A 26,055-nucleotide genomic window follows, 5' to 3' on the forward strand; every position below is an offset into this window, starting at 1 on the left:
GCAAAGCCAGGGGCTGCTGCGCAGCCCTTATCGCTGGCAAGCCAGCTCCCACAGGTTTCAAGGCCCCTGCAATCACTGTGGGAGCCGGCTTGCCGGCGATAGGGTCGGAACAGACAAAACAGCCAGCTTACGCTGGCTTTTTTGCGTCCGCAGTCACTGGGTAAAGCCAAATCCAGTAATCATGCGGTCTTTATCGGTGTGGATATACAACTGATAAGTCATTGCTGCAGCGTCGTCAGGACCAATGACATTGTCGATTTCGAAGTGGCTGACGGCCGCAACGGTGTCCTTTACCCCAGTGCTGTATTCAGTGCCAACGAGATGCTGTAGAGCATCGAGAATTTCCTTTTCCCTGGCGAGGGTCGAAGCGTCTTTCTGTAGGTTCTGCATGCTGTTTCTCCTGAGCAACTGTGCGAACGAGTCGTCCATTCTGCTGCCGAGAGAAAAGGCAATGTGGTGCAGGGTTACGGGTGCTGGAAAAAGAAACGCCCGATGCGGGGCACCGGGCGTTTCTTTCGAAGGCCTGCTGCAGGGCAGGGCCTTGGATGTGCTGGCCGTGAGTTAGCCTCAGGAGGCGTCGGCAGCCATCTCCACATCGTGAGCGATGAGGGCCACCAGTGCGTTCTGCTGTCGATGTGACAACTGTCGGAAGCGCTGCAGCAACTCGCGTTCGTGCAGCGATAGCTCAGGGCTGTCCAGGCGCATGCTCAGCTCGTCACCCAGCGCGCCTTCCTGGATAAGGCTCTGCTCCAGGCGTGCGATGATCTCGGAGTTCATGCTGCGGTGATGGTTGCGCGCTACTTCGGCAATGCGCTCACGCATCCCGTCTGGCAGGCGGACGACGAACTTGTCAGCGGTACGGCTCGAATAAATAGCCTGTTTCATTGGGCGCATATAAATTGACCGGTTTTTGGTTCAGGGGAAGCGGTTCGCAAATTGGCCGCACGGGATGGTGGTACGACCGTGGCGACGACAAAATGTTCAACCGACAGGAAAATTTGGTGCTCATTTTTGCCCATGGTCGCCGTTTCCTTGGCGTCAATTCTGTGACAAATAGTGGGCCGGATACAGGCTTTTTGCCAGTACCAATTATCAGAAATGAGTACTGGTTTGAAAAGTTTTACATATTCCGGCTCAGCCTTGCGTCAGCCCCTTGCCGTCAAAAACCCGTAAAACACAGCAAAGGGTAGAGAAAACCCCTAAAATGCGCGGGTTTCCTTCCATAGAGCATAGTGGCTATGCAACATGACGCAAGCGCCCAAGGCAAAGCCTCAGGCCGCCTGATATTTCTGATAGGACCTTCCGGATCGGGAAAAGATTCCTTGATCGAACAATCGCGTGAGCCACTGGCCGCAGCGGGGGTGGAAATTGCCCGTCGGGTGATTACCCGTTCTGCCGAAGCCAAGGGTGAAGCCGCCCATGGCGTCACCCCCGAGCGCTTCGAAGCGATGCGTGCAGCCGGCGAATTTGCCATGCATTGGCGGGCCAATGGATTGGAATACGGCATTCCGGCGCAGGTGGACCAGTGGCTGGCGCAAGGGCATTCGGTGCTGGTCAATGGTTCGCGTGCTTATCTACCCCAGGCGCGCCTGCGTTACCCTGACTTGCTGGCCGTGTGCCTGGTGGTGAAGCCCGAGGTACTGCGCGAACGCCTGCTCGCAAGAGGGCGGGAGACGCTGCAGGAAATCGACGAACGCCTGGCGCGCAGTGCCGGGATGCGGCTTGACCAGGATTCGACGGTACACCTGTTGGACAACTCGGGATCGTTGGCTACTGCGGTGGAAGGGCTGCTCCAGCTTCTGCGTGAGGAAAAGCTGATCGGTTGAGGCGCAGAAAAAACCTACGTGCAAAAGGCCCGATTAAGGCTGACAAACGGCAGCCCGCTGGTTAACATGCTCGCCGTCCTACCGTGCAGCGTTCGCTGCCGGTTCTTGTGTCTCAGTAGCTCAATTGGATAGAGCATCCCCCTCCTAAGGGGAAGGTTGGCAGTTCGAACCTGCCCTGGGACGCCACTCTTTCAAGTACATTTCTGCTCATCGTTGCCTCTAGCTGCCATAGCATCGCGACGAGTCGCCCTATGGCCGATCGCACATCATGTCGATTGGTATGTGTGGTTCGAATACACGACGTGGGTTTGAGCGCGCGCGCCGGGTCAGGGTCTGGATCTTTCTGAATTTCGCTGAACCACCGAAAGCCACCGCCCATGTGGGGCGGTGGCCGCCGGGCCGCTGGGTTACTTGCAGTTCCCAGCCTTGCGATACCCGGCAGACAGCGCTTGCGCTTCGCTGTCAAAGGTTACCTGGTTCTTTTGCGACACCTGGCTGTATCCGGGGCAGCCACTGGCAAGGTGATACACATGGCTGTTGCGGTTGCCGATGATCGCACCCTCGGTCGATGCGCTCGCCAGGGTAGGTTGAGGCACTGGCTTGGCTGCCGATTTCGGGCTTGCGGTGGTGGCTACGTCAGCAGCGCCCGCAGGCTTGTAGCCGAGTGTCCAGTTACGTTCGCCCGTGACGAACGGGTTGGAGTGCCCCATGATCCTGGCAATGCGCTGGTCACGCTCTTTTTCCCAGGCAGACACCGGGTGCTGCTTGTCCCAGGCCATGAGCAACTGTTGCTGCTGGCGAGACATGCTCAGTCGGTAGCGGTCGAACATGTAGAACGTGGTGCGCGCCACCAGCCCCTTCACTTCGTCACGCGGCTCTGCGGCTTTCTGCTGGAAATCGACCTTGGTCGTGCATTGGCCGTATTGGGGGGCAACACCCGAGACCATGCCATAGTTGAAGTTGCTGCGATCGCCGTTCACTTCGCCCACGGAGGGGTACAGGTTGAACAGGTCGGCTTCCATGGCGCGGAAGGTAGGGTCGGTGTCGACACAGTGTTCGCGCCCGCCGCTCTGCCAGCATTGGCGCTGGTGGCCGAACGTCCAGGCCGGCACGATGTGTTCCCATTCCGTGCGTTCGGCACGTGTCTGCAGCTTGCGGGTTTCGTAGCCGCAGGACTTGAGGTCGACGCGGCCACCGGACTTGCCGACCCAGGTCCACTTGCAACCACAGTACAGGTCGCCCATGGCACTGTTGGCCTGGTCGAGGTAGACCTTCTGCTTGGCGATGACTTTGGCTTCGGTAAAAGTCGCGGGGGGAGTGGCGAAGGCGCTGGGTATGGCGGCGAGGGCGAGGGTTACGACGTACAGCAGTTTCTTCATGAGAAAACATCATCGAAGGGGTGGGCGCGCGATTATACGGCCTAGCGGTGGTGAATGAAGAAACGTCCCACGAACTTCAAGTCATGCGCTTACAGTATGCAGTGCCTCAATCGTTGCGCCCCTTGCGCAATTCACGCGTGGCTGCAGTGGAAGACGCGCTGATGCAGTTGGCGTGAAGGGCTGCCAGGCATATGCTTGCCAGGCCGGGGTGCAACCCTGCCGCCTGCGACGAATACCCGCGCTACCCGAACGTAGCGCAGATCCTGGACACTAGGGAGAGCGTCCGATGAGTGAGGAATCAAGGCCGATACCTGCCAGCTTCAGCGAAGAACAGCTGCACATGCTGTTCGAGCTGATCAGCGACGGCATCTGGGACTGGAACGCCAATACTGGCTACGTCTATCGCAATCCAGGCTGGTACAGCATGCTTGGCTACGCCAGCCATTCCATGGCCAACACCGTGCTGACCTGGGAGGGCGTCATCCACCCGGAAGACTACCCCCGGGTGATGGAGCACTTCGAGGCCTACATCGACCAGCGCGCCGAGCGCTATCTCGTCGAATACCGCTGCCTGTGCCAGGACGGGAGCTACCTTTGGGTCGAGGACCGTGGCTACATCATCGCCCGTAACGATGATGGCTCCGTGGCCCGCATGCTCGGCGCCCACCGCAATATCGACGCCGGCAAACGCCTGGTGGCCGAGCTTCAACTGAAGAACCAGTCGCTGGAAACCCTGGTGGCCGAACACACCCGCGAGCTGTCGTGGGTCAATCAGCAGTTGCAGTGCCAGCTCGACGAAAACCGCGCGCTGGCCGAGCGCGATGCGCTGACTCGGGTCGCTAACCGCTACCGTCTGGAGCAGGCCCTGAAGCAAGCATGCGAGCGCGCCCAGCGTTTTCGCCAGCCCTTGGCCCTGATTGCCATGGATGTGGATGACTTCAAGCCGATCAATGATCGCTATGGTCATGTCCGAGGGGATGCAGCGTTGATCCAGGTGGTGGAAACGCTGCGTGGCTGCCTGCGTGAGCAGGACCTGCTGGCGCGTTGGGGCGGGGACGAGTTCGTCATGGTCCTGCCGCACACCTCGCTGGCCGAGGCACTCGAAGTGGCGGCACAGCTGCGACGGGCGATGGCGCAGGTCGAGCCTGTGGAGGAATACGCGCTGTCCCTCAGCTATGGGGTGGTCATACGACAGGATGGGGAGTCCCAGCATGAACTGCTGGTGCGCGCGGACGAGGCGTTGTACCGGGCCAAGGGGGCAGGCAAGGACGCCATCAGCGAGTGAGTCGACTGGCGCTTTGTGGGGGCTGTTCGGCCCCAATCGCCGGCTTGCCGGCGATGAGGCCGGAGCAGGCAAACGAAGGCTAAAAAAAGACCCGCGATGCCGGACAGGCAACGCGGGCCAAAATCGGCCACAGCCGCTTCAGTGTCAGATATGCAAAGCGTGTCCCAACGCGCGCAGTGCCGCTTCCTGTACCGCCTCGCCCAAAGTCGGATGGGCGTGGATGGTGCCGGCCACATCTTCCAGCCGCGCGCCCATTTCCAGTGACTGGGCAAAGGCCGTGGACAGTTCCGAAACCGCCACGCCCACCGCCTGCCAGCCCACGATCAAGTGGTTATCCCGCCGTGCCACCACCCGCACGAAGCCGCTTTTCGACTCCAGGCTCATGGCCCGGCCATTGGCGGCGAACGGGAACTGCGCAACGATGCAGTCCAGGCCTTGTTGGCTGGCCTGCTCCGGTGTCTGGCCAACCACCACCACCTCGGGGTCGGTAAAGCACACCGCCGCAATGGCGCTCGGCTCGAAGCGCCGGGTCTTGCCGGCAATGATTTCAGCGACCATCTCGCCTTGTGCCATGGCCCGGTGGGCCAGCATCGGCTCTCCGGCGACGTCGCCGATCGCCCAGACGTTGCGCATGCTGGTCTGGCAGCGCGGGTCGATGGCGATGGCGGCGCCGTTCATTTTCAGATCCAGGCATTCCAGGTTGAAGCCCTGGGTACGCGGTCGGCGGCCCACGGCCACCAGCACCTGGTCGGCTTCCAGGCGCAACTGTGCACCCTGGCCATCGCGGGCCAGCAGGCAACCGTCGGCATAACCTTCGACGCTGTGCCCCAGGTGCAGGGCGATGCCCAGCTTCTTCAACGCGTCGGCCACCGGCGCGGTAAGCTCGCTGTCATAGGTGGGCAGGATGCGCTCGCGCGCTTCCACCACGCTGACTTGAGCACCTAGCTTGCGGTAGGCAATGCCCAGCTCCAGGCCGATATAACCGCCGCCCACCACCACCAGGTGCTTGGGCAGGGCCTTGGGTGCCAGGGCCTCGGTGGACGAGATGATCGGCCCGCCCAACGGCAGCATCGGCAGCGTCACGCTGTTCGAACCAGTGGCCAGCAACAGGTGCTCGCAGCGGATGCGCTGGCCGTCGACCTCGACCTGCTTGCCGTCGAGGATCTTCGCCCAACCATGGATGACCTTGACCCCATGTTTTTTCAACAGGGCCGCCACACCCGTGGTCAGGCGGTCGACGATGCCGTCCTTCCAGGCCACGCTGCGGCCGATGTCCAGGCGCGGCGAAGAGACGCTGATGCCCAGGTCGGACTCGCCGCTGTAGCGCGAGGTCTGGTGGAACTGTTCGGCCACGTGGATCAGTGCCTTGGACGGAATGCAGCCGATGTTCAGGCAGGTGCCGCCCAGGGCCTGGCCTTCGACCAGCACGGTGGGAATGCCCAGCTGCCCGGCGCGGATGGCGGCCACGTAGCCGCCAGGGCCGCCACCGATGATCAGCAGGGTGGTTTCGATAGTCTGGTCCATGCTCACTCCACGAACAGGCAGGCGGGTTGTTCGAGCAGGCCACGCACGGCCTGGATGAACAGCGCGGCATCCATGCCATCGACCACCCGGTGGTCGAACGAGCTGGACAGGTTCATCATCTTGCGAATCACGATCTGGCCATCGATCACCATCGGCCGCTCGACCATGCGGTTTACACCGACGATCGCCACTTCCGGGGTGTTGACCACCGGTGTGCTGACGATCCCACCGAGGGCGCCCAGGCTGGTGAGCGTGATGGTCGAACCGGACAGCTCTTCGCGGCTGGCCTTGTTGTTGCGCGCGGCCGTCGCCAGGCGGGAAATCTCGCTGGCGTTGCCCCACAGGCTGCCGGCTTCGGCGTGGCGCAGCACCGGCACCATCAGGCCGTTGTCACCCTGGGTGGCGATGCCCACGTGCACCGCGCCGTGGCGGGTGATGACCTGGGCTTCGTCGTCATAGGTGGCGTTGATCTGCGGGAAGTCGCGCAAGGCCACGACCAGTGCGCGGACCAGGAACGGCAGCAGGGTGAGCTTGCCACGGTTGTCGCCGTGCTTGCTGTTGAGCTGCTGGCGCAGGGCCTCCAGCGCGGTGACGTCGATTTCCTCGACATAGCTGAAGTGCGCCACGCGGCGTTTGGCATCCTGCATGCGCTGGGCGATCTTGCGGCGCAGGCCGATCACTTGCACCTGCTCGCTGTCCGTGCGTTTGGCGTATCCGCCAGGCGCTTGACCTGCAGTGCTCTGCGGCTTGCTCATGAAGGCATCGAGGTCTTCGTGCTGGATGCGCCCGGCCGGGCCGCTGCCATGCACGTAGCGCAGCTCGATACCGGCATCCAGGGCGCGCTTGCGCACGGCGGGGGAGGCCAGTGGTTTTTCGTTGGCCTGGCGCGGCACGATGGGCGCTGCGCTGCAAGCCGCGGCTGGCTGGCTGGCCGCCGGTTGCGCTTCGACACGCGGTTCCGGTTGGGCAGTGATGGGGGCCGCCTGCGGTTCCACCGGCTTGGCCTGCGGCACATCCACATGGTTGCCGCTGCCTTCCACTTCGATGCGGATCAGCTCGCTGCCGACCGCCATCACTTCACCTGGCTGGCCGCCCAGGGCCAGCACCTTGCCGCTGACCGGCGAAGGGATTTCCACCGTGGCCTTGTCGGTCATGACATCGGCCACCACCTGGTCTTCGGCGATCACATCGCCGACCTTGACGAACCACTCCACCAGCTCGACTTGCGCGATGCCTTCGCCAATGTCCGGCATCTTGATGACGTGCGTGCCCATTCAGACCTCCATGACCCGTTTCAATGCCGCGCCTACCCGCGATGGGCCTGGGAAATACGCCCATTCCTGTGCATGCGGGTAAGGGGTGTCCCAGCCGGTGACGCGCTCGATCGGTGCTTCGAGGTGATGGAAGCAATGCTCCTGCACCAGCGACACCAGTTCGGCACCGAAGCCGCAGGTGCGCGTGGCTTCATGCACCACCACGCAGCGGCCGGTCTTCTTCACCGACTCGACGATGGTTTCCAGGTCCAGCGGCCAGAGGCTGCGCAGGTCGATCACTTCGGCATCGACACCGGTTTCCTCGGCAGCCACCTGGGCCACGTAGACCGTGGTGCCGTAGGTCAGCACGGTGACATCGTTGCCGGGGCGGGTAATCGCCGCCTTGTCCAGCGGTACGGTGTAGTAGCCGTCCGGCACTGCGCTTTGCGGGTGCTTGGACCACGGGGTCACCGGGCGGTCGTGGTGGCCATCGAACGGGCCGTTGTACAGGCGCTTGGGCTCCAGGAAGATCACCGGGTCGTCGCATTCGATCGAGGCGATCAGCAGGCCCTTGGCGTCATACGGGTTGGACGGCATCACCGTGCGCAGGCCGCAGACCTGGGTGAACATCGCTTCCGGGCTCTGGCTGTGGGTCTGGCCGCCGTAGATGCCGCCGCCACAAGGCATGCGCAGGGTCAGCGGGGCGATGAACTCGCCAGCCGAGCGATAGCGCAGGCGGGCCATCTCCGAGACGATCTGGTCGGAGGCCGGGTAGAAGTAGTCGGCGAACTGGATTTCCACCACCGGCCGCAGGCCATAGGCGCCCATGCCCACCGCGGTGCCGACGATGCCGCTCTCGGAGATCGGGGCGTCGAACACGCGCGACTTGCCGTACTTGTTCTGCAGACCTTCGGTGCAGCGGAACACGCCGCCGAAGTAGCCGACGTCCTGGCCGTAGATCACCACGTCGTCGTCGCGCTCAAGCATGACATCCATGGCCGAGCGCAGGGCCTGGATCATGGTCATGGTGGTGGTGGCCATGGCGGTTTCCGGTTTGATGCTGTTGTTGTGGTCGTTCATCTCAAACCCCCAGTTCCTGGCGCTGACGGCGCAGGTGGTCGGGCATGTCCTTGTACACGTCCTCGAACATCGAGGCCGCGCTCGGGATGTGGCCGTTGGCCAGGGTGCCGTATTGTTCGGCTTCCTTCTGCGCGGCAATGACCGCGGCCTCGAACTCGGCGCTGACCGCCTGGTGTTCTTCCTCGGACCAGTGGCCGATGTTGATCAGGTGCTGCTTCAGGCGGGCGATCGGGTCGCCCAGCGGGAAGTGGCTCCAGTCATCGGCTGGGCGGTACTTGGACGGGTCGTCGGAGGTCGAGTGCGGGCCGGCGCGGTAGGTGACCCACTCGATCAGGCATGGCCCCAGGCCACGGCGGGCGCGTTCGGCGGCCCAGCGCGAGGCGGCGTACACGGCGACGAAGTCGTTGCCGTCGACGCGCAGCGAGGCGATGCCACAGCCCACGCCACGCCCGGCGAAGGTGGTCGACTCACCGCCGGCGATGGCCTGGAAGGTGGAGATCGCCCACTGGTTGTTGACCACGTTGAGGATCACCGGCGCGCGGTACACGTGGGCGAAGGTCAGGGCGGTGTGGAAGTCGGATTCCGCAGTGGCGCCATCGCCGATCCAGGCCGAGGCGATCTTGGTATCGCCCTTGATCGCCGAGGCCATGGCCCAGCCGACCGCCTGCACGAACTGGGTCGCCAGGTTGCCGCTGATGGTGAAGAAGCCGGCCTCGCGCACCGAATACATGATCGGCAGCTGGCGGCCCTTGAGCGGGTCGCGCTCGTTGGACAGCAACTGGCAGATCATCTCCACCAGCGACACGTCGCGGGCCATCAGGATGCTCTGCTGGCGGTAGGTGGGGAAGCACATGTCGGTGCGGTTGAGCGCCAGCGCCTGGGCGCTGCCGATGGCTTCTTCGCCCAGGCTCTGCATGTAGAAGGACATTTTCTTCTGGCGCTGGGCGACCACCATGCGGCTGTCGAAGATGCGCGTCTTGAGCATGGCTCGCATGCCTTGGCGCAGGATTTGCGGGTCGATGTCTTCGGCCCAGGGGCCCAGGGCATTGCCTTGCTCGTCGAGCACGCGGACCAGGCTCTTGGACAGGTCGGCGGTGTCGGCAGCGTCGACATCGATCGGGGGTTTACGGACTTGACCCGCATCGTTCAGACGCAGGTAGGAGAAATCGGTCTGGCAGCCTGGCCGGCCGGTAGGCTCGGGCACATGCAAACGCAGGGGGGCGTACTCGTTCATGCTTTTTACGCTCGCTCGGGTGTTGTTTTTGTGAGCTCTGAAGCGGTCGCCGCTGAGTACCGGCTTGTGACTGGTAGGTCAGCGTCAGTTACATAGTAGTGACAGCCCGGGAGAATTTTTCTCTCAAGTTGATTGCCTTTGATGCGCACTGCAGATAAACATTCTGAATAAACACAAAAAACCGGTGAATTTGTCTCATGCGCAAACTGGATCGTACCGATATCGGCATTCTCAACAGCCTGCAGGACAACGCTCGCATCACCAACGCGGAGCTGGCGCGTTCGGTGAACCTGTCGCCCACGCCCTGTTTCAACCGGGTCAAGGCCATGGAGGAGTTGGGCGTGATTCGCCAGCAGGTGACCTTGCTGTCGCCAGAAGTGCTGGGGCTGGATGTCAATGTGTTCATCCATGTCAGCCTGGAGAAGCAGGTGGAGCAGGCGCTGCACCGCTTCGAGGAAGAGATTGCCGAGCGGCCGGAAGTGATGGAGTGCTACTTGATGACGGGCGACCCGGACTACTTGCTGCGGGTGCTGCTGCCGAGCATTCAGGCGCTGGAGCGGTTTCTCGACTACCTGACGCGGTTGCCGGGGGTGGCCAATATTCGTTCGAGTTTTGCCTTGAAGCAGGTGCGGTACAAGACGGCGCTGCCGTTGCCTTCGAACGGGATGACGTTGCGGGAATAGCGGGTGGCAGCCGGCTCCCGCACTGGATCTGTGGTGTCCCCGGTCCCTGTGGGAGCCGGCTTGCCGGCGATAGGGCCAGTGCAGGCTGCTTGATATTTTAAACACCCCCAGCCTATGTTGTTGCCAGCTGATAACAACAAGGACAAGTGTCATGACCAGCGCCGCCCAACGCCCCCTCGCCGAGTACCTCAAGGGCATCGACCAGATCGAATGCATCACCCCCGACCTCAACGGCGTGCCCCGCGGCAAGGTGATGACCGCCGAAGGCTTCCTCGAAGGCCGGCGCCTGCAGATGGCCCGCGGCGTTCTGCTGCAATGCATCATGGGCGGCTACCCGCCGGCGCGCTTCTACGGCAGCGATGATGGCGACCTGGCGCTGGTGGCAGAGCCCGCGCAAATCCACCGGTTGCCGTGGAGCGAAGAGGGCTTGGCCCTGGCCATCTGCGATGCCGTCGAACTCGATGGCAGGCCTTCGGCGTTGTCCACCCGCGGCCAGCTCAAGGCGGTGATCGCCCGGTACGCGGCCCTTGGCCTGGCGCCGGTGGTGGCGACGGAGCTTGAGTTCTTCGTCTTCGCGCCCAACAGCGACCCGCAACAACCGTTCCAGCCGCCGCTCGGCAAGGACGGCCGCCGCGAGCTTGGTCACTCGGCCTTCAGCGTCAGCTCCAACAATGGCCTGCGCCCGTTCTTCCAGGAGGTCTACCAGTGCATGGCCGCACTGGGCCTGCCGCGCGATACCTTCATGCACGAGATGGGCGTCAGCCAGTTCGAGATCAACCTGCTGCATGGCGACCCGCTGCTGCTGGCCGACCAGACCTTCCTGTTCAAGCACCTGCTCAAGGAAGTGGCGCTCAAGCATGGCCTGATCGTGGTGTGCATGGCCAAGCCGCTGGCGCACACGCCCGGCAGTTCCATGCACATTCACCAGAGCCTGGTCGATACGGCCAGCGGGCGAAATGTGTTCAACGACGAACACGGGCAAGCGACCGAGACCTTCCATCATTTCATTGGCGGCCTGCAGGCCTGCCTGGCCGATTTCACCGCGTTGTTCGCCCCCAACGTCAACTCGTACCAGCGCCTGTGCCATCCCTATGCCTCGCCGAACAATGCCTGCTGGTCCCATGACAACCGTGCCGCGGGCTTGCGCATTCCGGCCAGCGCCCCGGTGGCGCGGCGCGTGGAAAACCGGCTGCCTGGTGCCGACGCCAACCCCTACCTGGCCATTGCCGCCAGCCTGGCAGCTGGCCTGCACGGTATCGAGCAGCGCCTGCAGCCGGCGCCGGCCATTCAGGGCGAGTTCGAGGTGCCGGAGGATCTAAGCCTGCCTTGCACGCTGCACGCTGCGCTGGAGCGCCTGAAACGCAGCACACTGGCGCAGCAACTGTTCGGCAGCGAATTCATCGAAGGTTACGTGGCCAGCAAGACAATGGAACTGTCCGACTTCTTCGACGAGATCACACCTTGGGAGCGTCGGGTGCTGGCGGCACAAGCCTGATCGCGACACGAGCGCTACTGGACGCGCCCCTGGCCAAGTATTTCGCCATGGGGGGCCTGCGCCACGGCGCATTTGCTTTTATGCTTGCCAGGTCAACGCCACCTGACCAGGGAGCCCAAGGGGACGTATGCGAAACATCTGGAAGCCCTTTCAGTCGCTGTATTTCGCGGCCTTGATGATGCTGATCGGCTCGGGCCTGCTCAGTACCTATCTGGCACTGCGCCTGGCGGCCGACCATGTCGACAGCCTGTGGGTCGGTGCGTTGATGGCGGCCAACTATTTCGGTCTTGCCGTAGGCGGCAAGGTCGGCCACCGGCTCATCGGGCGGGTAGGGCACATCCGCGCCTATGCCACCTGCGCCGGTATCGTCGGCGCGGCGGTGCTTGGCCATGGCCTGACCAGCTGGCTACCGGCCTGGGTCGGGCTGCGGATGATCGTCGGCCTGGGGATGATGTGCCAGTACATGGTCATCGAGAGCTGGCTGAACGAGCAGGCCGATGCCAAGCACCGTGGCGCGGTGTTCAGTGGCTACATGATCGCCTCCTACCTGGGGCTGGTGCTCGGCCAGTTGATCCTGGTGGTGCATCCGCAGCTGGGGCCTGAGTTGCTGATGCTGGTCGCCATGTGCTTTGCCCTGTGCCTGGTGCCGGTGGCGATGACCCGGCGCATCCACCCGGCACCGTTGCGCCCGGCACCGATGGAGCCGAAGTTCTTCATCAAGCGGGTGCCGCAGTCGCTCAGTACGGTGCTGGGTTCGGGGTTGATCGTCGGTTCGTTCTACGGCCTGGCGCCGCTGTATGCCACCAGCCAAGGGTTGACCACCGAGCAGATCGGTCTGTTCATGGGCTGCTGCATCTTCGCCGGCCTGGTGGTGCAGTGGCCGCTGGGCTGGCTGTCCGATCGCTACGATCGGGCGGTGTTGATCCGCAGTGTGGCGGTGGGGCTGGCGCTGGCCTCCGCACCGCTGGCATTCCTGCCCAACGTGCCGCTGGAGTTGCTGTTCGGCATGGGCTTCCTGGTTTCGTTGCTGCAGTTCTGCCTGTATCCGCTGGCGGTGGCGTTTTCCAATGACCATGTGGAAAGCGAGCGACGGGTTTCGCTGACCGCCATGTTGCTGGTGACCTATGGTGTGGGCGCCTGTATCGGGCCGCTGGCGGCAGGGGTGTTGATGAAGGTGCTGGGCGCACAGATGCTCTATGCCTTCTTCGCGTTCTTCGCCCTGGTGCTGGTGTGGCGCATTCGGCCGAAGGCGGTTACCGGGCTTCATCAGGTGCAGGACGCGCCGTTGGGACACGTGGCGATGCCGGCGGCGGGTTCGCCTTTGTCGGCGGCGCTTGACCCTCGGGTGGATGAGCAGACCGTGCAGGATGTGATGCAGACGCCGGTGGCGGCCGAGGATACCGAGGTGGAAGAGAAGGCTGAGCCGGCAGAGGCTGCAGAGTCGGTCGAGCTGAATAGAAACTAGGGTTGCCTGTACCGGCCCTATCGCCGGCTTGCCGGTGATAGGGCCGTAACAGACACAAACAAGAACGCCACCCAATGGGTGGCGTTTTTTTTACATCCAGCAGGCGATCAATAATCGTCTTTATCGAACCGCCGCGCTTCACGCTGCAGCTGGTACACGAAGCTCTCGATCTTGCGTTGCGCCTGGCCGCTGAGGTTGTGAAAACGCACGCCAGCGAAGGTGGTGTTGATGCGCTCTTCGTAATGCAGGTGGCGCAACTCGACCATGCAGTCCACCAGGCCCAGCGGGTTACCCGCCTTGAAGCGTTCATACACCTGGCCCAGCTGCAGGCGTTCTTCGACATTGCCTTCGAAGCGCAGTTTGCAGCCGGTGGCGGAGATGTCCAGCAGCTTGCCACGCAGGGCGCCGTTGCCCTTGAGGTGGCTGCCGTCGAGAATGATGTCGACCAGTTGTGACAGCTTCAGCGCGGCGCGGAAGGCATTGCGGCGCTGGTGGTAGGTCACTTCTTCCGGTAGGGCACCCCGGTACGAGCGGTGGCCGTCGACCTCGGTGATCTTCAGTTCGTGGTTGCATTCCCAGGCGATGCGCACGCCATCGTGGAAGCCTTCGACACGGAACGCTTCACCGTTTTCGATGAATTTTTCACCATCGCGCGGAATCATTTCGTCCAGCGCCAGGGTGTTGCTCTCGCGGTCCACGTGCACCACATAGCTCTGGAATCGCTGGCTGCGCTCGTGGAAAGTGATGATCAAGGGATCATGGCTCTCCTGCAGTTGGCGCAGGTTGGCGGCGATCTCCATAGGAGTGTTCAGCACCTTGGGCGGCTGCGGAGCATCGGTTTCATTGAACACGGGTTATCAATCTCCAGGCAAAAAACGACACACGCAAGTAACGGCATTTTGCCAGTATGTTCTGTGCCTTGAATAGGAATAATCAAACTTGGCTTAGCGCCCGGGGCTTGGCCAGTGGCGAGGTGGTGCCACGGTTGTCGTAGAGCGACGGAGAATCGCCGCCCATGAGGATTCTGACCTGGTTGGCCGTGACGTGCTGTTGCACCTGGATGATCCGGCCATTGGTCTCGTTGACCTTCTGGCAGGCATCCATCAGCTGGGTGAGCACATTGAGCTGTTGCATGATCACGTCGCCGTTCGGCGACTGCGCGGCCACCGCTTGCACCCCGGCGCGATCGGCGCTGAGGCCGAGGCTGGCGAGCAGATTGTTGCGGCGCAGGCCTTGCTGCTCGAGCAGAACGATCAGCGACTGCTTGCGGGCGAGGATGCCTTCCAGCGGCGCCAGGTCACGACTGTGCAGGGCCACGGCCTCTTTTTGCAGGAGGTCGAGCAGTTCCTGGGTCGGGGCGAGGTCGTCTTCGATCAGTTGCAGCAAAGTGATGTCGTGCATGGCTAACTCTTGGCTTTTATAGCGTCCGTGAAGTCAGCGCGCCGAACGGTCAGCGCTGAGCTTCGAAATCGAGCAGTTTGCTGGCGACCCGGCCGGCATCGACCTTGTAGCTGCCATCGGCGATCGCCTGCTTCAACTGCGCCACGCGGGCACTGTCGACAACGGGCTGGTCGCGCAGCTTGTCGCTGATCTTCTGCAACTGCTGGGCCTCTTGACTGAGGTGTACCGCTTCTCCGCTGGCGCTTTTCGGTGCTTCGACCGGCTCGCCCGCCTTGTCGGCAGTGCCCGGCGCGGCATTGCCGCGAACGCCGCCGGTGACCGACGGAGAGTTATTCAAACGACTGAAGTCGATGACCATGATCAGAAACCTCTGGGTATTTGGACGCTTGCCTTGTTTTCGGCCAACCCGAATAAAACTTTAGGCACAAATGCACAGCCGCCTGTCGGCAAGCCCGTGTACCCGTTTCCGACACAGTTTAGGAAAACCGCCCGCGCACCGCCAGCCCATTTACATGGCCACCTCGACCTGGCCGGGGCCGGTGACGCGTGCCTTGACCACCCGTTTCGAATTGAGATTGCGCACCCGAATCTGCTCGCCCTGGCCACCCTTGGCCAGCGCCTCGCCCGGCATGCGCACGCTGAGGCTGCCGCTGTGGGCGGTGATGACCACATGATCGCCCTTGCGCACCACCTCGGCCTGCTCCAGGTGCTGAGGGGTGAGCACCTGGTCGATCACCGTGGAGCGCACCATCTTCATGCCCACCGCCTGGTCGAGGTCGTTGAGAAAGCCCTGGGTCAAGGTGCCCACATCGCGTTCGCGCAGGGCCACGTCGCCTTCGCCGATCACGTTGTCACGCTTGAGCGGGCGGGTAACCACGACCACATCGCGAAACAGCCGCACCGTCGCCGGTACGAACAGTGTCCAGGGGGCGGCGCCATCGCAACGCACCCGCACGGTCACGCGGCCCACCGGTTGCGACGGGCTTTCCAGCGAGGCGTCCAACTGCTGGCTGCACAGCGGCATGCGCAGGCGTGGGTCGAGCGGGCTGACCTGGATTTCGTAGCGTCCGGCCGTCTGGGTGGTGGCCAGGTAGTCCTCGACGGCGAATTCAAGAAACCCTTGGGTGACGCCGATAAGCTGTTCAGGCAAGGTAACCGCGTCCGCCAGCGTGCGAACGCCGGGTGCCAGCAGGCACAATGCGGCCAGCGCACCGCTCAGTAGCGGCGTCAGTCGTCGGAAAATTGTCGTTTTCATGTACATGGCGCTCAAAAAAGCAAAGCCCGTGCCGACTCGCTGATCGAGTCGCTAACCAACAGGCAGAAAACAGAAGGAGTCAGGCATGGCGGGGGTAATGGATTCAGTCAACCAGCGCACGCAGCTGGTTGGGCAGAATCGCCTGGAATTGCTGTTGTTCCGCCTCAATGGCCAGCAGCTCTACGGCATCAACGTGTTCAAGGTTCGCGAAGTGCTGCAGTGTCCGGCCCTGACCGTGCTGCCCAAATCGCACCCGGTGGTGCGCGGCGTGGCCAACATTCGCGGGGCGACCATTCCGATCCTTGACCTGTCGATGGCCACCGGCCTGCCAGGGCTGCAGGAAGAAACGCGCAACAGTTTCGTGATCATCACCGAGTACAACACCAAGACCCAGGGCTTTCTGGTGCATTCAGTCGAGCGCATCGTCAACATGAACTGGGAAGAGATCCATCCGCCACCCAAGGGCACCGGCCGCGACCACTACCTGACGGCGGTCACTCGCGTGGACAACCGCATGGTCGAGATCATCGACGTGGAGAAGGTGCTGGCCGAGGTGGCGCCGTCTTCCGAGCAGGTGTCTGCGGGTGTGGTGGATGCCGAGGTTCAGGACAAGGCCGTGCTGTTGCGGGTGCTGACCGTCGACGATTCGTCGGTGGCACGCAAGCAGGTGAGTCGCTGCCTGCAGACGGTGGGCGTGGAAGTGGTGGCGCTCAACGACGGTCGCCAGGCACTGAACTACCTGCGCAAGCTGGCGGACGAGGGCAAGCGGCCGGAAGAAGAGTTCCTGATGATGATCTCGGACATTGAAATGCCAGAAATGGACGGCTATACGCTGACCGCGGAGATCCGCAACGATCCGCGCATGCAAAAATTGCACATCTGCCTGCATACTTCCCTGTCCGGGGTATTCAACCAGGCGATGGTCAAGAAGGTCGGTGCCGATGACTTCCTGGCCAAGTTCAAGCCGGACGACCTGGCCCAACGCGTGGTCGACCGGATCAAGGCGGCGCATTGAAGCAGCCGGGGGCGCGCTCCCGGCACCAGAGATTGAAAAGAGGCGGCAGTAGTGTCTACGGGTAATTTGGAGTTCGAACAGTTCCGGGTCTTCCTGGAGAAAGCCTGTGGCATCCTGCTGGGGGAGAATAAGCAGTACTTGGTTTCCAGCCGTCTCAACAAGCTGATGGAACAACAGGGTATCAAGAGCCTGGGCGAACTGGTGCAGCGCATCCAGACCCAGCCGCGTGGCGGCTTGCGCGAGCAGGTGGTCGACGCCATGACCACCAACGAGACCCTGTGGTTTCGCGACAGCTACCCGTTCGAAGTGCTGAAGAACAAGGTCATCCCCGAGTTCATCAGGAACAATCCCGGCCAGCGCCTGCGCATGTGGTCGGCGGCCTGCTCGTCGGGCCAGGAGCCGTATTCCATTTCGATGGCCATCGATGAGTTCGAGCGCAGCAACCTGGGCCAGTTGAAGATGGGCGCGCAGATCGTCGCTACCGACCTCTCCGGTTCGATGTTGAACAACTGCAAGACCGGTGAGTACGACAGCCTGGCGATTGCCCGCGGCTTGTCCCAGGAGCGCTTGCAGCGCTACTTCGACACCAAGGGGCCGGGGCGCTGGGCGGTGAAGCCGGCGATTCGCAGTCGGGTCGAGTTCCGCTCGTTCAACCTGCTCGACAGCTACGCGGCCCTGGGCAAGTTCGACATCGTGTTCTGCCGCAATGTGCTGATCTACTTCTCGGCGCAGGTGAAGAAGGACATTCTGTTGCGGATTCACAGCACGCTGAAACCGGGGGGGTATCTGTTCCTCGGGGCGTCCGAGGCGCTCAACGGGTTGCCGGACCATTATCAGATGGTGCAGTGCAGCCCGGGGATCATCTACCAGGCCAAGTAGAGAAATTTTTTAAATGACCGGGGGCTGCTATGCAGCCCCCGCAGTAAATCCCTGGTCGTTCTAAAGCATGCCTAAACTAAAAATCCGAAAAGCTATAAGGCTCAAGAGGTGCTATCTGGGATAGAAAAACAAGGTGCTCTATAGCTTTTACCTTTTCGACATGGTCAAGCGTAGCGGTTCCCCCAAACGGCAAGGCGGGGACAAAGGCATACATCTCATCGTGCTTCAATACGCCTAAGCTATTCTTGATAGGCTCAAACAGATCCTCAAAATCATCGGTTTCCCGATCTCGCATCGTAAAGAAGTTCTGTACATGCCTGTCCATGTTGGCGATTTTCCTTTCCTTTCCTACATAGCAAGATAGCTGGCCAATAATTTTTAACGAGAATCCTGTTTGTTCTCCAAAAAAATAAAGGTCACCAAAAGCGCTTCGGGCAATCAAATGGTATGTGTCTCGGGCGGCAAGCTGGGTGCCCTCGATCCATGCAGCTACAACTCCTTCATACTCTTGGGGGTTAACAGTCCAAAATAATCCATCTGCATACCCGCACCAGCCATGCTCTGCCCAATATTCAAGGAGCTGACCTGGCACTCTACCCTTGTAGCGGTCAAGGCTTGATGTGGGGACTTCCTGTCGATATACGGGCTGTCCCATTGATTCGATGAATATGGAGAATGCTTCGTCCATCAAGAATTCCTACCTTAAATCAACATTTGTGTAGTTTGACGTTCATAAAGGCTGAGTCATTGTCCGAGGCCACCCGCTCGGCGGCGTTCTTCATTGCATCAATTTTGCTCTTCCACTGAGGGCCGATAGTGGAGTTGACTTGCCTATCGCCAAAGTCCGATATGACATCCCTGCCGCCGGCGCGCAGGTCCGGATTGTGCAGCGCTGCGATGGTTGCCATTGTCTCTTTTGCTTGTTTTATAGCCTCTTTCTTTGCCTTGGCAGGGCTCATTACGCTCGAAAGCTCTTCCTGAATTCTCTCCTCCAGATCCTTTTGCAGTTCCCTGCGGGCCTTGCGCGCAACACTCGGATCGCGCTTTACCGGATTGGCGACATTCTCCAAAAACTCTTTAACTGTCAGCCGGTTCAGGCCATCTTGCTGCCCTTTTAGCTGCCGTTCAAACTCACCATGCTTGGAGTTCGGCAGTTTGTCCGCCTTGAAGCACGCTACCGTATGCAGCGGCATGCTACCGGGCTTGCCGGTAGAAGGCTCCTTGTCCTTATCTGCGGGCCGATTCGGCTGAACGGGCTGCTGATCATGCACCGCCTCCTTGCGTCGCTCCGGCACCTGCAAGTCCGGTCGTTTCTTCAAGCCCGCCTCATGCTTGAGCATCCACTGCCCGAGCCGCGCCCCCTTGCTGCTGGCCGCCATCTCCTGCGCCAGCACCCGGGCATCGCCGCGCCCGCGGGTGAGGTACGAGACGATCGCCCCCAACAGCAGCACCACGACTTCCACATGACCCAAGGCGATATGGTGGGCAGCTCTGGAAACCGCATGCGGATCGTCCCGCCCAAATGGGTTAAGGCCCTCGTCCCGCGTACCCTCCCAGGCGATGCTTATGCCATCGATGTAGTACTCGCCGATGCGGGGCAGGCCTTCGATGAAGAACTCGGCAATGGAGGCAAGTCCCAGTACACTCAGTATCCAGCCGCTGACTTTGAGCCCCATCGCCGCCCCTGCAGCGCCAAGGGGGAGGGCGCCAGCGCCACCGCCAAAGGCGCCGATGCCCGCGCCCAGCAAGCCACCGGAGATGGTGCTGCCGGCGACGATCATCGCCATCTGCTTCACAACGTCGATCAGCTCATCGACGATGCTGTTGATGTCGAGCTCGGCGAAGCGTTGCCGGAGCAGGTGCGCCGCTTGCCATTCGGCGTGGCAGAAGGCTTTGCGCACGCTTTTCAGGCGGCGCAGGTTGAGGGCCAGTGAGGCGACCGGTTCGTTGAGGTGGTTACGAAAATGGGCGCCTCCCTGATAGCCCATCTGATCGGTGACGCGTGATTCAATCTCGAGCCACGAGGGTACGAGGTAATCCAGATTCATGGGGTGTCTCCCTGACATCGCGTACAGGGGGGAAATCTCACCACATATGAATCAAAGAAATTTCCCTAAAGCATGTAGGAAATTTCCCAAATTTCGCCTATTCAGGCTGAAAGTCGTCGATTGTGAATGGGGCATTGTCATGGCAAGTGATTGGGCCTGTGGCGCATGGCGGCAGTGTTGCGGCGGCCTTGAGATCGAGCGCCGCCCGCGCGGCGCTCGGTATTCGCCCCACCATCAACCTCGCGGCATGCACCACAACTGCCGTCAATTTTTTGTTTTGCCGCTTTTGCCACCCGCCATTTGCCGCTTTCCCATGGCCAGGCGGAAGCACTTTGCCGCTTTTCTGGCATGACCCTCGCTCACACCGCCCCCACGGCCCCGCATTCACGGGCTTTCAAAACCTTGGCACAGCCCTTGCTATACCTTCGCCAACGACATTCCGGTCAACCTTCGAAGGTTTCCCCGACATGAGCATCAGTTTCGACAAGGCACTTGGTATCCACGAAAAAGCCCTGGGCTTTCGCGCCCAGCGTGCCGAGGTACTGGCCAACAACATCGCCAACGCCGACACGCCCAACTACAAGGCGCGTGACATGGACTTCTCCTCGGTGCTCGCCGCCGAAAGCCAGAAGCAGCAAAGCGGTGGCCGCTTCGCCATGGAGCGTACCAACAGCCGCCACATCGAGGCCGAAGGCCTGGCGATGAACGACGAGACCCTGCAGTACCGCACCCCGACGCAGCCGTCGATCGACCAGAACACCGTGGACGCGCACATCGAGCAATCGAACTACACCGAAAACGCCATCGGTTTCCAGGCCAGCTTCACCTTGCTCAACAGTAAATTCAAAGGGCTGGTTTCGGCCCTGCGCGGAGAATGACCATGTCCCTTGCCAGTGTCTTCAACATCGCCGGTAGCGGCATGAGTGCGCAGAACACCCGCCTCAATACCGTGGCCTCCAACATTGCCAACGCCGAGACCGTGTCGTCGAGCATCGACCAGACCTATCGCGCCCGTCACCCGGTGTTCGCCACCACCTTCCAGGACGCCCAGGCTGGCAGCAGCCAGTCGCTGTTCGAAGACCAGGGCGAGGCCGGGCAGGGCGTGCAGGTCAAAGGCATCGTCGAAGACCAGAGCAACCTCGAAGCGCGCTACGAGCCGAACCACCCGGCGGCGAACAAGGACGGCTACGTCTACTACCCGAACGTCAACGTGGTCGAGGAGATGGCCGACATGATCTCCGCCAGCCGCGCGTTCCAGACCAACGCCGAGCTGATGAACACCGCCAAGAACATGATGCAGAAAGTCCTGACCCTGGGTCAGTGATAAGGAATCCAGACCATGGCAGTCGATAGCACTAGCGGTGTAAACCTCAACGAAGTCCTCACGGCATCGGGTGTCGGTACGCCCACCAAGAAGACCACCGATACCGTTTCCAAGACCGGTTCCGACACGCTCGGCAAGGACGCGTTCCTGCAGTTGCTGGTTACCCAGATGCAGAACCAGAACCCGCTCGATCCCCAGGACAACAGCGAGTTCGTCGCCCAGTTGGCGCAGTTCAGCAGCCTTGAAGGCATCACCAACCTGAACGACTCGGTCACCAGCATCACCAATGCGATGGCGTCGTCCCAGGCCCTGCAAGCCTCGTCGCTGGTGGGCCGTTCGGTGATCGTGCAGAACGACAAGGCAGTGGTCGATACCGCTGAAAGCTTCAACGGCCAGTTCATCGTGCCGCAGGCGATCAGCGAAGCGAAGATCACCATCAAGGACAAGGACGGCAACACCGTCAAGACCATCGAAATGGGCGAACAGAAAGCCGGTTATGCCGACTTCATCTGGGACGGCACCAATGCCAGCGGCGAGAAAGTCGACCCAGGCACTTATACCTTCACCGCCAGCACCACCGTCGATGGCCAGGCGGTACAGATGAACACCCTGCTGCCGGCCAAGGTGACCAGCGTCAGCTTCAACGCCACCGGCGAAATGGTGCTCAACCTCGCAGGTGTCGGCAAGGTTTCCCTCTCCGACGTACAAACCATCGGTATCTAAGGCCCGCTAGCGCGGCACAGGAGCGAATTCATGTCTTTCAACGTCGGCCTTAGCGGTCTGTACGCAGCAGAAAAACAACTGGACGTTACCGGCAACAACATTGCCAACGTCAACACCACCGGTTTCAAGTCGTCGCGCGCCGAGTTCGCCGACGTCTACGCCGGCGCCAACCGCCTTGGCGTAGGCAAGAACCAGGTGGGCGCCGGGGTGCGCCTGGCCGCTATTTCCCAGCAGTTCACCCAGGGTGATGTGAACACCACCGGCAACGTGCTGGACATGGGCATCCAGGGGCAAGGCTTCTTCGTCCTGTCGGACAACGGTTCGCGTGTCTATACCCGTGCCGGTGCCTTCCAGGCCGACAAGGACAATTTCGTCGTCACCTCGGACGGCCTGCGCCTGCAAGGCTATGCCGCCGATTCCAGCGGCAAGATCCAGAAAGGCGTGCTGACCGACCTGAAGATCGACACCTCCGCGCTGCAGCCCAAGGCCACCACCCTGATCGACCAGGGCATCAACCTGAACTCCTCGGCCGCCGACATCCCGTTGCTGGTCGACGATGGCACCGGCAACATGGTGCCGAACAAGGCATTCGACCCGTCTGACGAATCCACCTATACCAAATCGTTCCCGACCAAGGTGTACGACAGTCAGGGCAACGAGCACACCATGGAGCAGTACTACCGCAAGACCGGTACCAACGAGTGGACCTCGTACACCCTGATCGATGGGCGCAACCCGTTCGACCCGTCATCGACCACCCCGCTCAGCGGTACCATCAGCTTCAACAGCGATGGCTCGGTTGCCAGCATGACGGCTAATAACACCGGCCTGCCGCCGGGTGCGTCGTTCACGGTGAAAGACAGCACGTTCACCATGACTGGCTGGGTGCCTGCGGTGGAAGATTCTTCGGGTAACTGGGCGGGCAACGGTGCTGCTGGCAACGCCGAGGGCATGAAGCTGTCGATGAGCAGCACCACCTCCTACAACACCGAGACCGCGCGCATGTCACAGTCCCAGGATGGTTATGCCACCGGCATCCTGTCGAACCTGAGCATCGACTCGACCGGCGTGATGTTCGCCAGCTTCAGCAACCAGCAGTCGCGCGCCATCGGCCAGGTGGCCCTGGCCAGCTTTGCCAACGAGCAGGGCTTGCAGCAGATTGGCGGTACGCGCTGGACCGAGACCTACACCTCGGGCATTCCGGGCATCGATGCGCCGAAGACCGGCACCTTGGGTGGCGTCGAGTCCAATGCGCTGGAAGGCTCCAACGTCAACCTGACCCAGGAGCTGGTCGAGCTGATCAAGGCGCAGAGCAACTACCAGGCGAACGCCAAGACCATCTCCACCGAAAGTACCGTCATGCAGACCATCATCCAGATGGCTTGATGGTCGCTGGCTGATGGCGTGTGGGCGAACCCCTTTGTCGTGAAGGGGTTCGTCGTTTTTGCCGGAGGACACATGAAAAAGCTGCTTGTCGCATTGCTCGCCGCGTTTTGCCTGTACCAGGCCCAGGCCGGGACTGCGCCGTGGTGGCGCTGGGAGAGCCAGGTGGATGGGCGGCTGGTGTGCTCGCAATGGCCGCCGGGGGAGGGCTGGAAGCGCTTCGCCGGGCCTTACGACAATGGTGGCTGTCGCGACCGGTGACTTTCAGTGCCGGCCTCTTCGCGGGCTTGTCCCGCGAAGAGGCCGGTGCAGTGTATTGCCGATACCGGCAAGTCGGCGCCGGATAACCGGCGTTCGTTTCTCGGCCAAAACCCCCAAAAGCCCGTATTCACGGGCTTTTTCTCGCATTCAAGAAGTTGGTTCGGAACTTGCTTTAGTGCCTGCATAGCAACGGCAAGCGGCAAACGCTCGCCAGTGCAGCGGAGGATGACTGTGGACAAGATGCTTTACGTGGCCATGACCGGCGCCAGCCAGAACGCGCTGGCGCAGAAGGCCCACGCCAACAACCTGGCGAACATTTCCACCAACGGCTTCCAGCGCGACCTGGAACAGGCGCGCTCGATGCCGGTGTTTGGTGACAGCTTTCCGTCACGTGCGTTCGCCATGACCGAGCGCCCGGCCACCGACTTCAGCGAAGGCCCGATGGTCGAGACCGGGCGTGAACTGGATGTGGCCGTGGCCGGACAGGGCTTCATCGCCGTGCAGGCACCCGATGGCAGCGAAGCCTATGTGCGTACCGGCAGCCTGAACATCGATGCCCTCGGCGTACTGCGCGCCGGCAACGGCATGCCGGTGATCGGCAACGGCGGCCCGATCGCCATTCCGCCGGAGCAGAAAGTCGAGGTCGGCGCCGATGGCACCATCAGCATCCGCTCCATGGGCGAAGACCCGCGGGTGATGGCCGAAGTCGACCGCATCAAGCTGGTCAATCCCGACATCAAGGGCCTGAACAAGGGCCTGGACGGGCTGATCCACACCGAGGATGGCCAGCCGGCCGCTGCCGACGTCAACGTGCGGGTGGTCTCGGGCTTCCTGGAGGGCAGCAACGTCAACGCCGTGGAAGAGATGAGCTCGGTGCTGGCGCTGTCCCGCCAATTCGAACTGCACGTCAAGATGATGAACGCGGCCAAGGAAGGCGACGAAGCCATGGCGCGTGTCTTGCAGCTCGGCTAACCACATTTGAACGGGTGCCGTAAAACAGGCGCACGAGGAGAAAACTGATGCTTCCGGCTCTTTGGGTCGCTAAAACCGGCCTGTCCGCCCAGGACACCAACCTCACGGTCATTTCCAACAACCTGGCCAACGTTTCGACCACCGGCTTCAAGCGTGATCGCGCCGAATTCCAGGACCTTCTGTACCAGATCAAGCGTCAGCCAGGCGCCCAGTCCACCCAGGACAGCGAGCTGCCCTCGGGCCTGCAGGTCGGTACCGGTGTGCGCATCGTCGGCACCCAGAAAAACTTCCAGACCGGCAGCCTGCAGACCACCGAAAACCCCCTGGACATGGCCGTCAACGGCCGTGGCTTCTTCCAGGTGCTGCAGCCGGACGGCACCGTCTCGTACACCCGTGACGGTACCTTCCACCTGAACTCCGACGGCCAGATCGTCACTGCCAACGGCTTTGCCCTTGAGCCGGCGATCGTGGTGCCGAACGACGCCCAGACCTTCACCGTCGGCCAGGACGGCACCGTGTCGATCACCACCGCCGGCAACCCGGCCGCGCAAGTGATTGGCAACCTGCAGACCGCCGACTTCATCAACCCGGCCGGCCTGCAGGCGATCGGCGACAACCTGTTCCTGGAAACCGCCGCCAGCGGCGCACCCCAGGTCGGTACCCCGGGCCTGAACGGCTTCGGCACCACCCTGCAGCAGACCCTGGAAAACTCCAACGTCAGCACCGTCGAGGAGCTGGTGAACATGATCACCACTCAGCGTGCCTACGAGATGAACTCCAAGGTCATCTCCACCGCCGACCAGATGCTGTCGTTCGTCACCCAGCAGCTGTAAGCCCAAGGCCCTAGTCCCTGTTACACCGTGAGGTAAGTGTCATGAAGTGTTCGTTGTCCGTCTTCGCCCTGGGGGGGGCGGTGTTGCTGGCTGGTTGCGTCGCGCCGACGCCCAAGCCCAACGACCCGTACTATGCGCCGGTTCTGCCGCGCACCCCGTTGCCGGCGGCGGCCAACAACGGTTCGATCTACCAGGCCGGTTTCGAGCAGAGCCTGTACACCGACCGCAAGGCTTTCCGGGTCGGTGACATCATCACCATCACGCTCAACGAGAAGACCTCGGCGAGCAAGAATGCCGGCTCGCAGATCCAGAAGAACAGCAAGGCCGACATCGGCCTGACCTCGCTGTTCGGCACCACCCCGAGCACCAACAACCCGTTCGGCAGTGGTGACCTGAGCCTCGAAGCCGGCTACAGCGGTGACCGCGCCACCAAGGGCGACAGCAAGGCGACCCAGGGCAACACTCTGACCGGCTCGATCACCGTCACCGTCGCCGAGGTGCTGCCCAACGGCATCATCGCCGTGCGCGGCGAAAAATGGTTGACCCTGAACACCGGCGAAGAGCTGGTGCGCATTGCCGGCATGGTGCGGGCCGACGACATCGCCACCGACAACACCGTGCCCTCGACCCGGGTGGCCGATGCACGCATCACTTATTCGGGCACCGGCTCGTTCGCCGACGCCAGCCAGCCGGGCTGGCTGGACCGCTTCTTCATCAGCCCGCTCTGGCCTTTCTGA

General features: G+C 61.9%; 28 protein-coding genes and 1 tRNA gene. 16 read left to right on the plus strand and 13 right to left on the minus strand.

The features are described 5' to 3' along the window. Positions 1 to 153: 153 nt before the first annotated feature. Positions 154 to 390: a hypothetical protein gene (locus ACIPZG_RS03430; protein ID WP_400641747.1), complete on the minus strand. Its 237-nt coding sequence runs from the start codon at positions 388 to 390 to the stop codon at positions 154 to 156. 177 nt (positions 391 to 567) lie between these two features. Beyond that, positions 568 to 894: an Arc family DNA-binding protein gene (locus tag ACIPZG_RS03435; protein ID WP_003254499.1), complete on the minus strand. Its 327-nt coding sequence runs from the start codon at positions 892 to 894 to the stop codon at positions 568 to 570. A gap of 344 nt (positions 895 to 1,238) precedes the next feature. Between ACIPZG_RS03435 and phnN the strand changes: the two genes are divergently transcribed. Both phnN and ACIPZG_RS03445 read left to right on the plus strand, forming a co-directional pair. Next, positions 1,239 to 1,826, plus strand: coding sequence for a phosphonate metabolism protein/1,5-bisphosphokinase (PRPP-forming) PhnN (gene phnN / locus ACIPZG_RS03440; protein ID WP_400710192.1), 588 nt, complete (start codon positions 1,239 to 1,241; stop codon positions 1,824 to 1,826). A 109-nt stretch (positions 1,827 to 1,935) separates the two neighbouring features. Further along, a tRNA-Arg gene (locus ACIPZG_RS03445) sits at positions 1,936 to 2,012 on the plus strand. Positions 2,013 to 2,233: 221 nt separating this feature from the next. On the opposite strand, the gene ACIPZG_RS03450 is transcribed toward ACIPZG_RS03445, so the two are convergent. After that, positions 2,234 to 3,205, minus strand: coding sequence for an endonuclease (locus tag ACIPZG_RS03450; protein WP_400710195.1), 972 nt, complete (start codon positions 3,203 to 3,205; stop codon positions 2,234 to 2,236). A 286-nt stretch (positions 3,206 to 3,491) separates the two neighbouring features. Between ACIPZG_RS03450 and ACIPZG_RS03455 the strand changes: the two genes are divergently transcribed. Then, complete coding sequence (locus ACIPZG_RS03455) at positions 3,492 to 4,490, plus strand: diguanylate cyclase domain-containing protein (RefSeq protein ID WP_400710198.1); 999 nt, start codon at positions 3,492 to 3,494, stop codon at positions 4,488 to 4,490. 144 nt (positions 4,491 to 4,634) lie between these two features. Here ACIPZG_RS03455 and lpdA read toward each other — a convergent pair whose 3' ends face one another. The 4 genes from lpdA to ACIPZG_RS03475 are packed head-to-tail and all read right to left on the minus strand — an operon-like array spanning position 4,635 to position 9,581. Next, on the minus strand, positions 4,635 to 6,014 hold the full coding sequence (gene lpdA / locus ACIPZG_RS03460) for a dihydrolipoyl dehydrogenase (RefSeq protein WP_400710201.1): 1,380 nt from the start codon (positions 6,012 to 6,014) through the stop codon (positions 4,635 to 4,637). Between the two features lie 2 nt (positions 6,015 to 6,016). Then, on the minus strand, positions 6,017 to 7,288 hold the full coding sequence (locus ACIPZG_RS03465) for a dihydrolipoamide acetyltransferase family protein (RefSeq protein WP_400710204.1): 1,272 nt from the start codon (positions 7,286 to 7,288) through the stop codon (positions 6,017 to 6,019). Further along, positions 7,289 to 8,347 carry an alpha-ketoacid dehydrogenase subunit beta gene (locus tag ACIPZG_RS03470; protein WP_008098685.1) on the minus strand — a complete coding sequence of 353 codons (1,059 nt, stop codon included), beginning with the start codon at positions 8,345 to 8,347 and terminating at the stop codon, positions 7,289 to 7,291. A 1-nt stretch (position 8,348) separates the two neighbouring features. Beyond that, positions 8,349 to 9,581: a 3-methyl-2-oxobutanoate dehydrogenase (2-methylpropanoyl-transferring) subunit alpha gene (locus ACIPZG_RS03475; RefSeq protein ID WP_400710207.1), complete on the minus strand. Its 1,233-nt coding sequence runs from the start codon at positions 9,579 to 9,581 to the stop codon at positions 8,349 to 8,351. A 197-nt stretch (positions 9,582 to 9,778) separates the two neighbouring features. Here ACIPZG_RS03475 and bkdR point away from each other — a divergent pair, with 197 nt between their 5' ends. The 3 genes from bkdR (at position 9,779) to ACIPZG_RS03490 (ending at position 13,224) form a co-directional block, all read left to right on the plus strand. Further along, complete coding sequence (gene bkdR, locus ACIPZG_RS03480) at positions 9,779 to 10,264, plus strand: Bkd operon transcriptional regulator BkdR (RefSeq protein ID WP_012315571.1); 486 nt, start codon at positions 9,779 to 9,781, stop codon at positions 10,262 to 10,264. A 253-nt stretch (positions 10,265 to 10,517) separates the two neighbouring features. Next, positions 10,518 to 11,759 (plus strand): glutamine synthetase family protein, encoded by a 1,242-nt coding sequence (locus ACIPZG_RS03485; RefSeq protein WP_400710873.1) that lies wholly within the window; start codon positions 10,518 to 10,520, stop codon positions 11,757 to 11,759. Between the two features lie 127 nt (positions 11,760 to 11,886). Next, on the plus strand, positions 11,887 to 13,224 hold the full coding sequence (locus ACIPZG_RS03490) for an MFS transporter (RefSeq protein WP_400710210.1): 1,338 nt from the start codon (positions 11,887 to 11,889) through the stop codon (positions 13,222 to 13,224). 107 nt (positions 13,225 to 13,331) lie between these two features. On the opposite strand, the gene ACIPZG_RS03495 is transcribed toward ACIPZG_RS03490, so the two are convergent. The 4 genes from ACIPZG_RS03495 to flgA form a co-directional block, all read right to left on the minus strand. Continuing rightward, on the minus strand, positions 13,332 to 14,075 hold the full coding sequence (locus ACIPZG_RS03495; protein ID WP_400710213.1) for a flagellar brake protein: 744 nt from the start codon (positions 14,073 to 14,075) through the stop codon (positions 13,332 to 13,334). Between the two features lie 82 nt (positions 14,076 to 14,157). After that, complete coding sequence (locus ACIPZG_RS03500; protein ID WP_400710216.1) at positions 14,158 to 14,625, minus strand: flagella synthesis protein FlgN; 468 nt, start codon at positions 14,623 to 14,625, stop codon at positions 14,158 to 14,160. A gap of 49 nt (positions 14,626 to 14,674) precedes the next feature. Beyond that, entirely contained in the window at positions 14,675 to 14,983 is a 309-nt protein-coding gene (gene flgM, locus ACIPZG_RS03505) for a flagellar biosynthesis anti-sigma factor FlgM (protein WP_008098699.1), read from the minus strand. A 150-nt stretch (positions 14,984 to 15,133) separates the two neighbouring features. Next, entirely contained in the window at positions 15,134 to 15,886 is a 753-nt protein-coding gene (gene flgA, locus ACIPZG_RS03510) for a flagellar basal body P-ring formation chaperone FlgA (protein WP_400710219.1), read from the minus strand. 79 nt (positions 15,887 to 15,965) lie between these two features. Between flgA and ACIPZG_RS03515 the strand changes: the two genes are divergently transcribed. Next, complete coding sequence (locus ACIPZG_RS03515; protein WP_400710222.1) at positions 15,966 to 16,895, plus strand: chemotaxis protein CheV; 930 nt, start codon at positions 15,966 to 15,968, stop codon at positions 16,893 to 16,895. A 51-nt stretch (positions 16,896 to 16,946) separates the two neighbouring features. Beyond that, positions 16,947 to 17,774: a protein-glutamate O-methyltransferase CheR gene (gene cheR / locus ACIPZG_RS03520; RefSeq protein ID WP_400710225.1), complete on the plus strand. Its 828-nt coding sequence runs from the start codon at positions 16,947 to 16,949 to the stop codon at positions 17,772 to 17,774. 76 nt (positions 17,775 to 17,850) lie between these two features. On the opposite strand, the gene ACIPZG_RS03525 is transcribed toward cheR, so the two are convergent. Further along, positions 17,851 to 18,462, minus strand: coding sequence for a GAD-like domain-containing protein (locus ACIPZG_RS03525; protein WP_400710228.1), 612 nt, complete (start codon positions 18,460 to 18,462; stop codon positions 17,851 to 17,853). 19 nt (positions 18,463 to 18,481) lie between these two features. Beyond that, entirely contained in the window at positions 18,482 to 19,822 is a 1,341-nt protein-coding gene (locus ACIPZG_RS03530) for a DUF6861 domain-containing protein (protein ID WP_400710231.1), read from the minus strand. 467 nt (positions 19,823 to 20,289) lie between these two features. Between ACIPZG_RS03530 and flgB the strand changes: the two genes are divergently transcribed. The 8 genes from flgB (at position 20,290) to flgH (ending at position 26,055) form a co-directional block, all read left to right on the plus strand. Next, on the plus strand, positions 20,290 to 20,700 hold the full coding sequence (gene flgB / locus ACIPZG_RS03535) for a flagellar basal body rod protein FlgB (protein WP_400710234.1): 411 nt from the start codon (positions 20,290 to 20,292) through the stop codon (positions 20,698 to 20,700). Between the two features lie 2 nt (positions 20,701 to 20,702). Then, positions 20,703 to 21,146, plus strand: coding sequence for a flagellar basal body rod protein FlgC (gene flgC / locus ACIPZG_RS03540; protein WP_008098709.1), 444 nt, complete (start codon positions 20,703 to 20,705; stop codon positions 21,144 to 21,146). Between the two features lie 15 nt (positions 21,147 to 21,161). Next, complete coding sequence (gene flgD / locus ACIPZG_RS03545) at positions 21,162 to 21,869, plus strand: flagellar hook assembly protein FlgD (RefSeq protein WP_400710237.1); 708 nt, start codon at positions 21,162 to 21,164, stop codon at positions 21,867 to 21,869. A gap of 30 nt (positions 21,870 to 21,899) precedes the next feature. After that, positions 21,900 to 23,255 carry a flagellar hook protein FlgE gene (gene flgE / locus ACIPZG_RS03550; protein ID WP_400710240.1) on the plus strand — a complete coding sequence of 452 codons (1,356 nt, stop codon included), beginning with the start codon at positions 21,900 to 21,902 and terminating at the stop codon, positions 23,253 to 23,255. A 72-nt stretch (positions 23,256 to 23,327) separates the two neighbouring features. Further along, entirely contained in the window at positions 23,328 to 23,513 is a 186-nt protein-coding gene (locus ACIPZG_RS03555; RefSeq protein ID WP_400710243.1) for a hypothetical protein, read from the plus strand. A gap of 231 nt (positions 23,514 to 23,744) precedes the next feature. Next, complete coding sequence (locus ACIPZG_RS03560; protein WP_008098718.1) at positions 23,745 to 24,485, plus strand: flagellar basal body rod protein FlgF; 741 nt, start codon at positions 23,745 to 23,747, stop codon at positions 24,483 to 24,485. Between the two features lie 47 nt (positions 24,486 to 24,532). Continuing rightward, positions 24,533 to 25,318 (plus strand): flagellar basal-body rod protein FlgG, encoded by a 786-nt coding sequence (gene flgG / locus ACIPZG_RS03565; protein WP_008098720.1) that lies wholly within the window; start codon positions 24,533 to 24,535, stop codon positions 25,316 to 25,318. 41 nt (positions 25,319 to 25,359) lie between these two features. Next, a complete protein-coding gene (gene flgH / locus ACIPZG_RS03570; protein ID WP_400710247.1) occupies positions 25,360 to 26,055 on the plus strand; it encodes a flagellar basal body L-ring protein FlgH in 696 nt (231 codons plus the stop codon).

Source organism: Pseudomonas sp. NPDC089395 (assembly GCF_044749525.1).
Classification (GTDB): domain Bacteria; phylum Pseudomonadota; class Gammaproteobacteria; order Pseudomonadales; family Pseudomonadaceae; genus Aquipseudomonas.

Excerpts from the sequence above, each read along its gene's own strand:
- ACIPZG_RS03430 (WP_400641747.1), bottom strand. The coding sequence starts at position 390 with ATGCAGAACCTACAGAAAGACGCTTCGACCCTCGCCAGGGAAAAGGAA.
- ACIPZG_RS03435 (WP_003254499.1), bottom strand. The coding sequence starts at position 894 with ATGCGCCCAATGAAACAGGCTATTTATTCGAGCCGTACCGCTGACAAG.
- phnN (WP_400710192.1), top strand. The coding sequence starts at position 1,239 with ATGCAACATGACGCAAGCGCCCAAGGCAAAGCCTCAGGCCGCCTGATA.
- ACIPZG_RS03450 (WP_400710195.1), bottom strand. The coding sequence starts at position 3,205 with ATGAAGAAACTGCTGTACGTCGTAACCCTCGCCCTCGCCGCCATACCC.
- ACIPZG_RS03455 (WP_400710198.1), top strand. The coding sequence starts at position 3,492 with ATGAGTGAGGAATCAAGGCCGATACCTGCCAGCTTCAGCGAAGAACAG.
- lpdA (WP_400710201.1), bottom strand. The coding sequence starts at position 6,014 with ATGGACCAGACTATCGAAACCACCCTGCTGATCATCGGTGGCGGCCCT.
- ACIPZG_RS03465 (WP_400710204.1), bottom strand. The coding sequence starts at position 7,288 with ATGGGCACGCACGTCATCAAGATGCCGGACATTGGCGAAGGCATCGCG.
- ACIPZG_RS03470 (WP_008098685.1), bottom strand. The coding sequence starts at position 8,347 with ATGAACGACCACAACAACAGCATCAAACCGGAAACCGCCATGGCCACC.
- ACIPZG_RS03475 (WP_400710207.1), bottom strand. The coding sequence starts at position 9,581 with ATGAACGAGTACGCCCCCCTGCGTTTGCATGTGCCCGAGCCTACCGGC.
- bkdR (WP_012315571.1), top strand. The coding sequence starts at position 9,779 with ATGCGCAAACTGGATCGTACCGATATCGGCATTCTCAACAGCCTGCAG.
- ACIPZG_RS03485 (WP_400710873.1), top strand. The coding sequence starts at position 10,518 with ATGACCGCCGAAGGCTTCCTCGAAGGCCGGCGCCTGCAGATGGCCCGC.
- ACIPZG_RS03490 (WP_400710210.1), top strand. The coding sequence starts at position 11,887 with ATGCGAAACATCTGGAAGCCCTTTCAGTCGCTGTATTTCGCGGCCTTG.
- ACIPZG_RS03500 (WP_400710216.1), bottom strand. The coding sequence starts at position 14,625 with ATGCACGACATCACTTTGCTGCAACTGATCGAAGACGACCTCGCCCCG.
- flgM (WP_008098699.1), bottom strand. The coding sequence starts at position 14,983 with ATGGTCATCGACTTCAGTCGTTTGAATAACTCTCCGTCGGTCACCGGC.
- flgA (WP_400710219.1), bottom strand. The coding sequence starts at position 15,886 with ATGTACATGAAAACGACAATTTTCCGACGACTGACGCCGCTACTGAGC.
- ACIPZG_RS03515 (WP_400710222.1), top strand. The coding sequence starts at position 15,966 with ATGGCGGGGGTAATGGATTCAGTCAACCAGCGCACGCAGCTGGTTGGG.
- ACIPZG_RS03525 (WP_400710228.1), bottom strand. The coding sequence starts at position 18,462 with ATGGACGAAGCATTCTCCATATTCATCGAATCAATGGGACAGCCCGTA.
- ACIPZG_RS03530 (WP_400710231.1), bottom strand. The coding sequence starts at position 19,822 with ATGAATCTGGATTACCTCGTACCCTCGTGGCTCGAGATTGAATCACGC.
- flgB (WP_400710234.1), top strand. The coding sequence starts at position 20,290 with ATGAGCATCAGTTTCGACAAGGCACTTGGTATCCACGAAAAAGCCCTG.
- flgC (WP_008098709.1), top strand. The coding sequence starts at position 20,703 with ATGTCCCTTGCCAGTGTCTTCAACATCGCCGGTAGCGGCATGAGTGCG.
- flgD (WP_400710237.1), top strand. The coding sequence starts at position 21,162 with ATGGCAGTCGATAGCACTAGCGGTGTAAACCTCAACGAAGTCCTCACG.
- flgE (WP_400710240.1), top strand. The coding sequence starts at position 21,900 with ATGTCTTTCAACGTCGGCCTTAGCGGTCTGTACGCAGCAGAAAAACAA.
- ACIPZG_RS03555 (WP_400710243.1), top strand. The coding sequence starts at position 23,328 with ATGAAAAAGCTGCTTGTCGCATTGCTCGCCGCGTTTTGCCTGTACCAG.
- flgG (WP_008098720.1), top strand. The coding sequence starts at position 24,533 with ATGCTTCCGGCTCTTTGGGTCGCTAAAACCGGCCTGTCCGCCCAGGAC.
- flgH (WP_400710247.1), top strand. The coding sequence starts at position 25,360 with ATGAAGTGTTCGTTGTCCGTCTTCGCCCTGGGGGGGGCGGTGTTGCTG.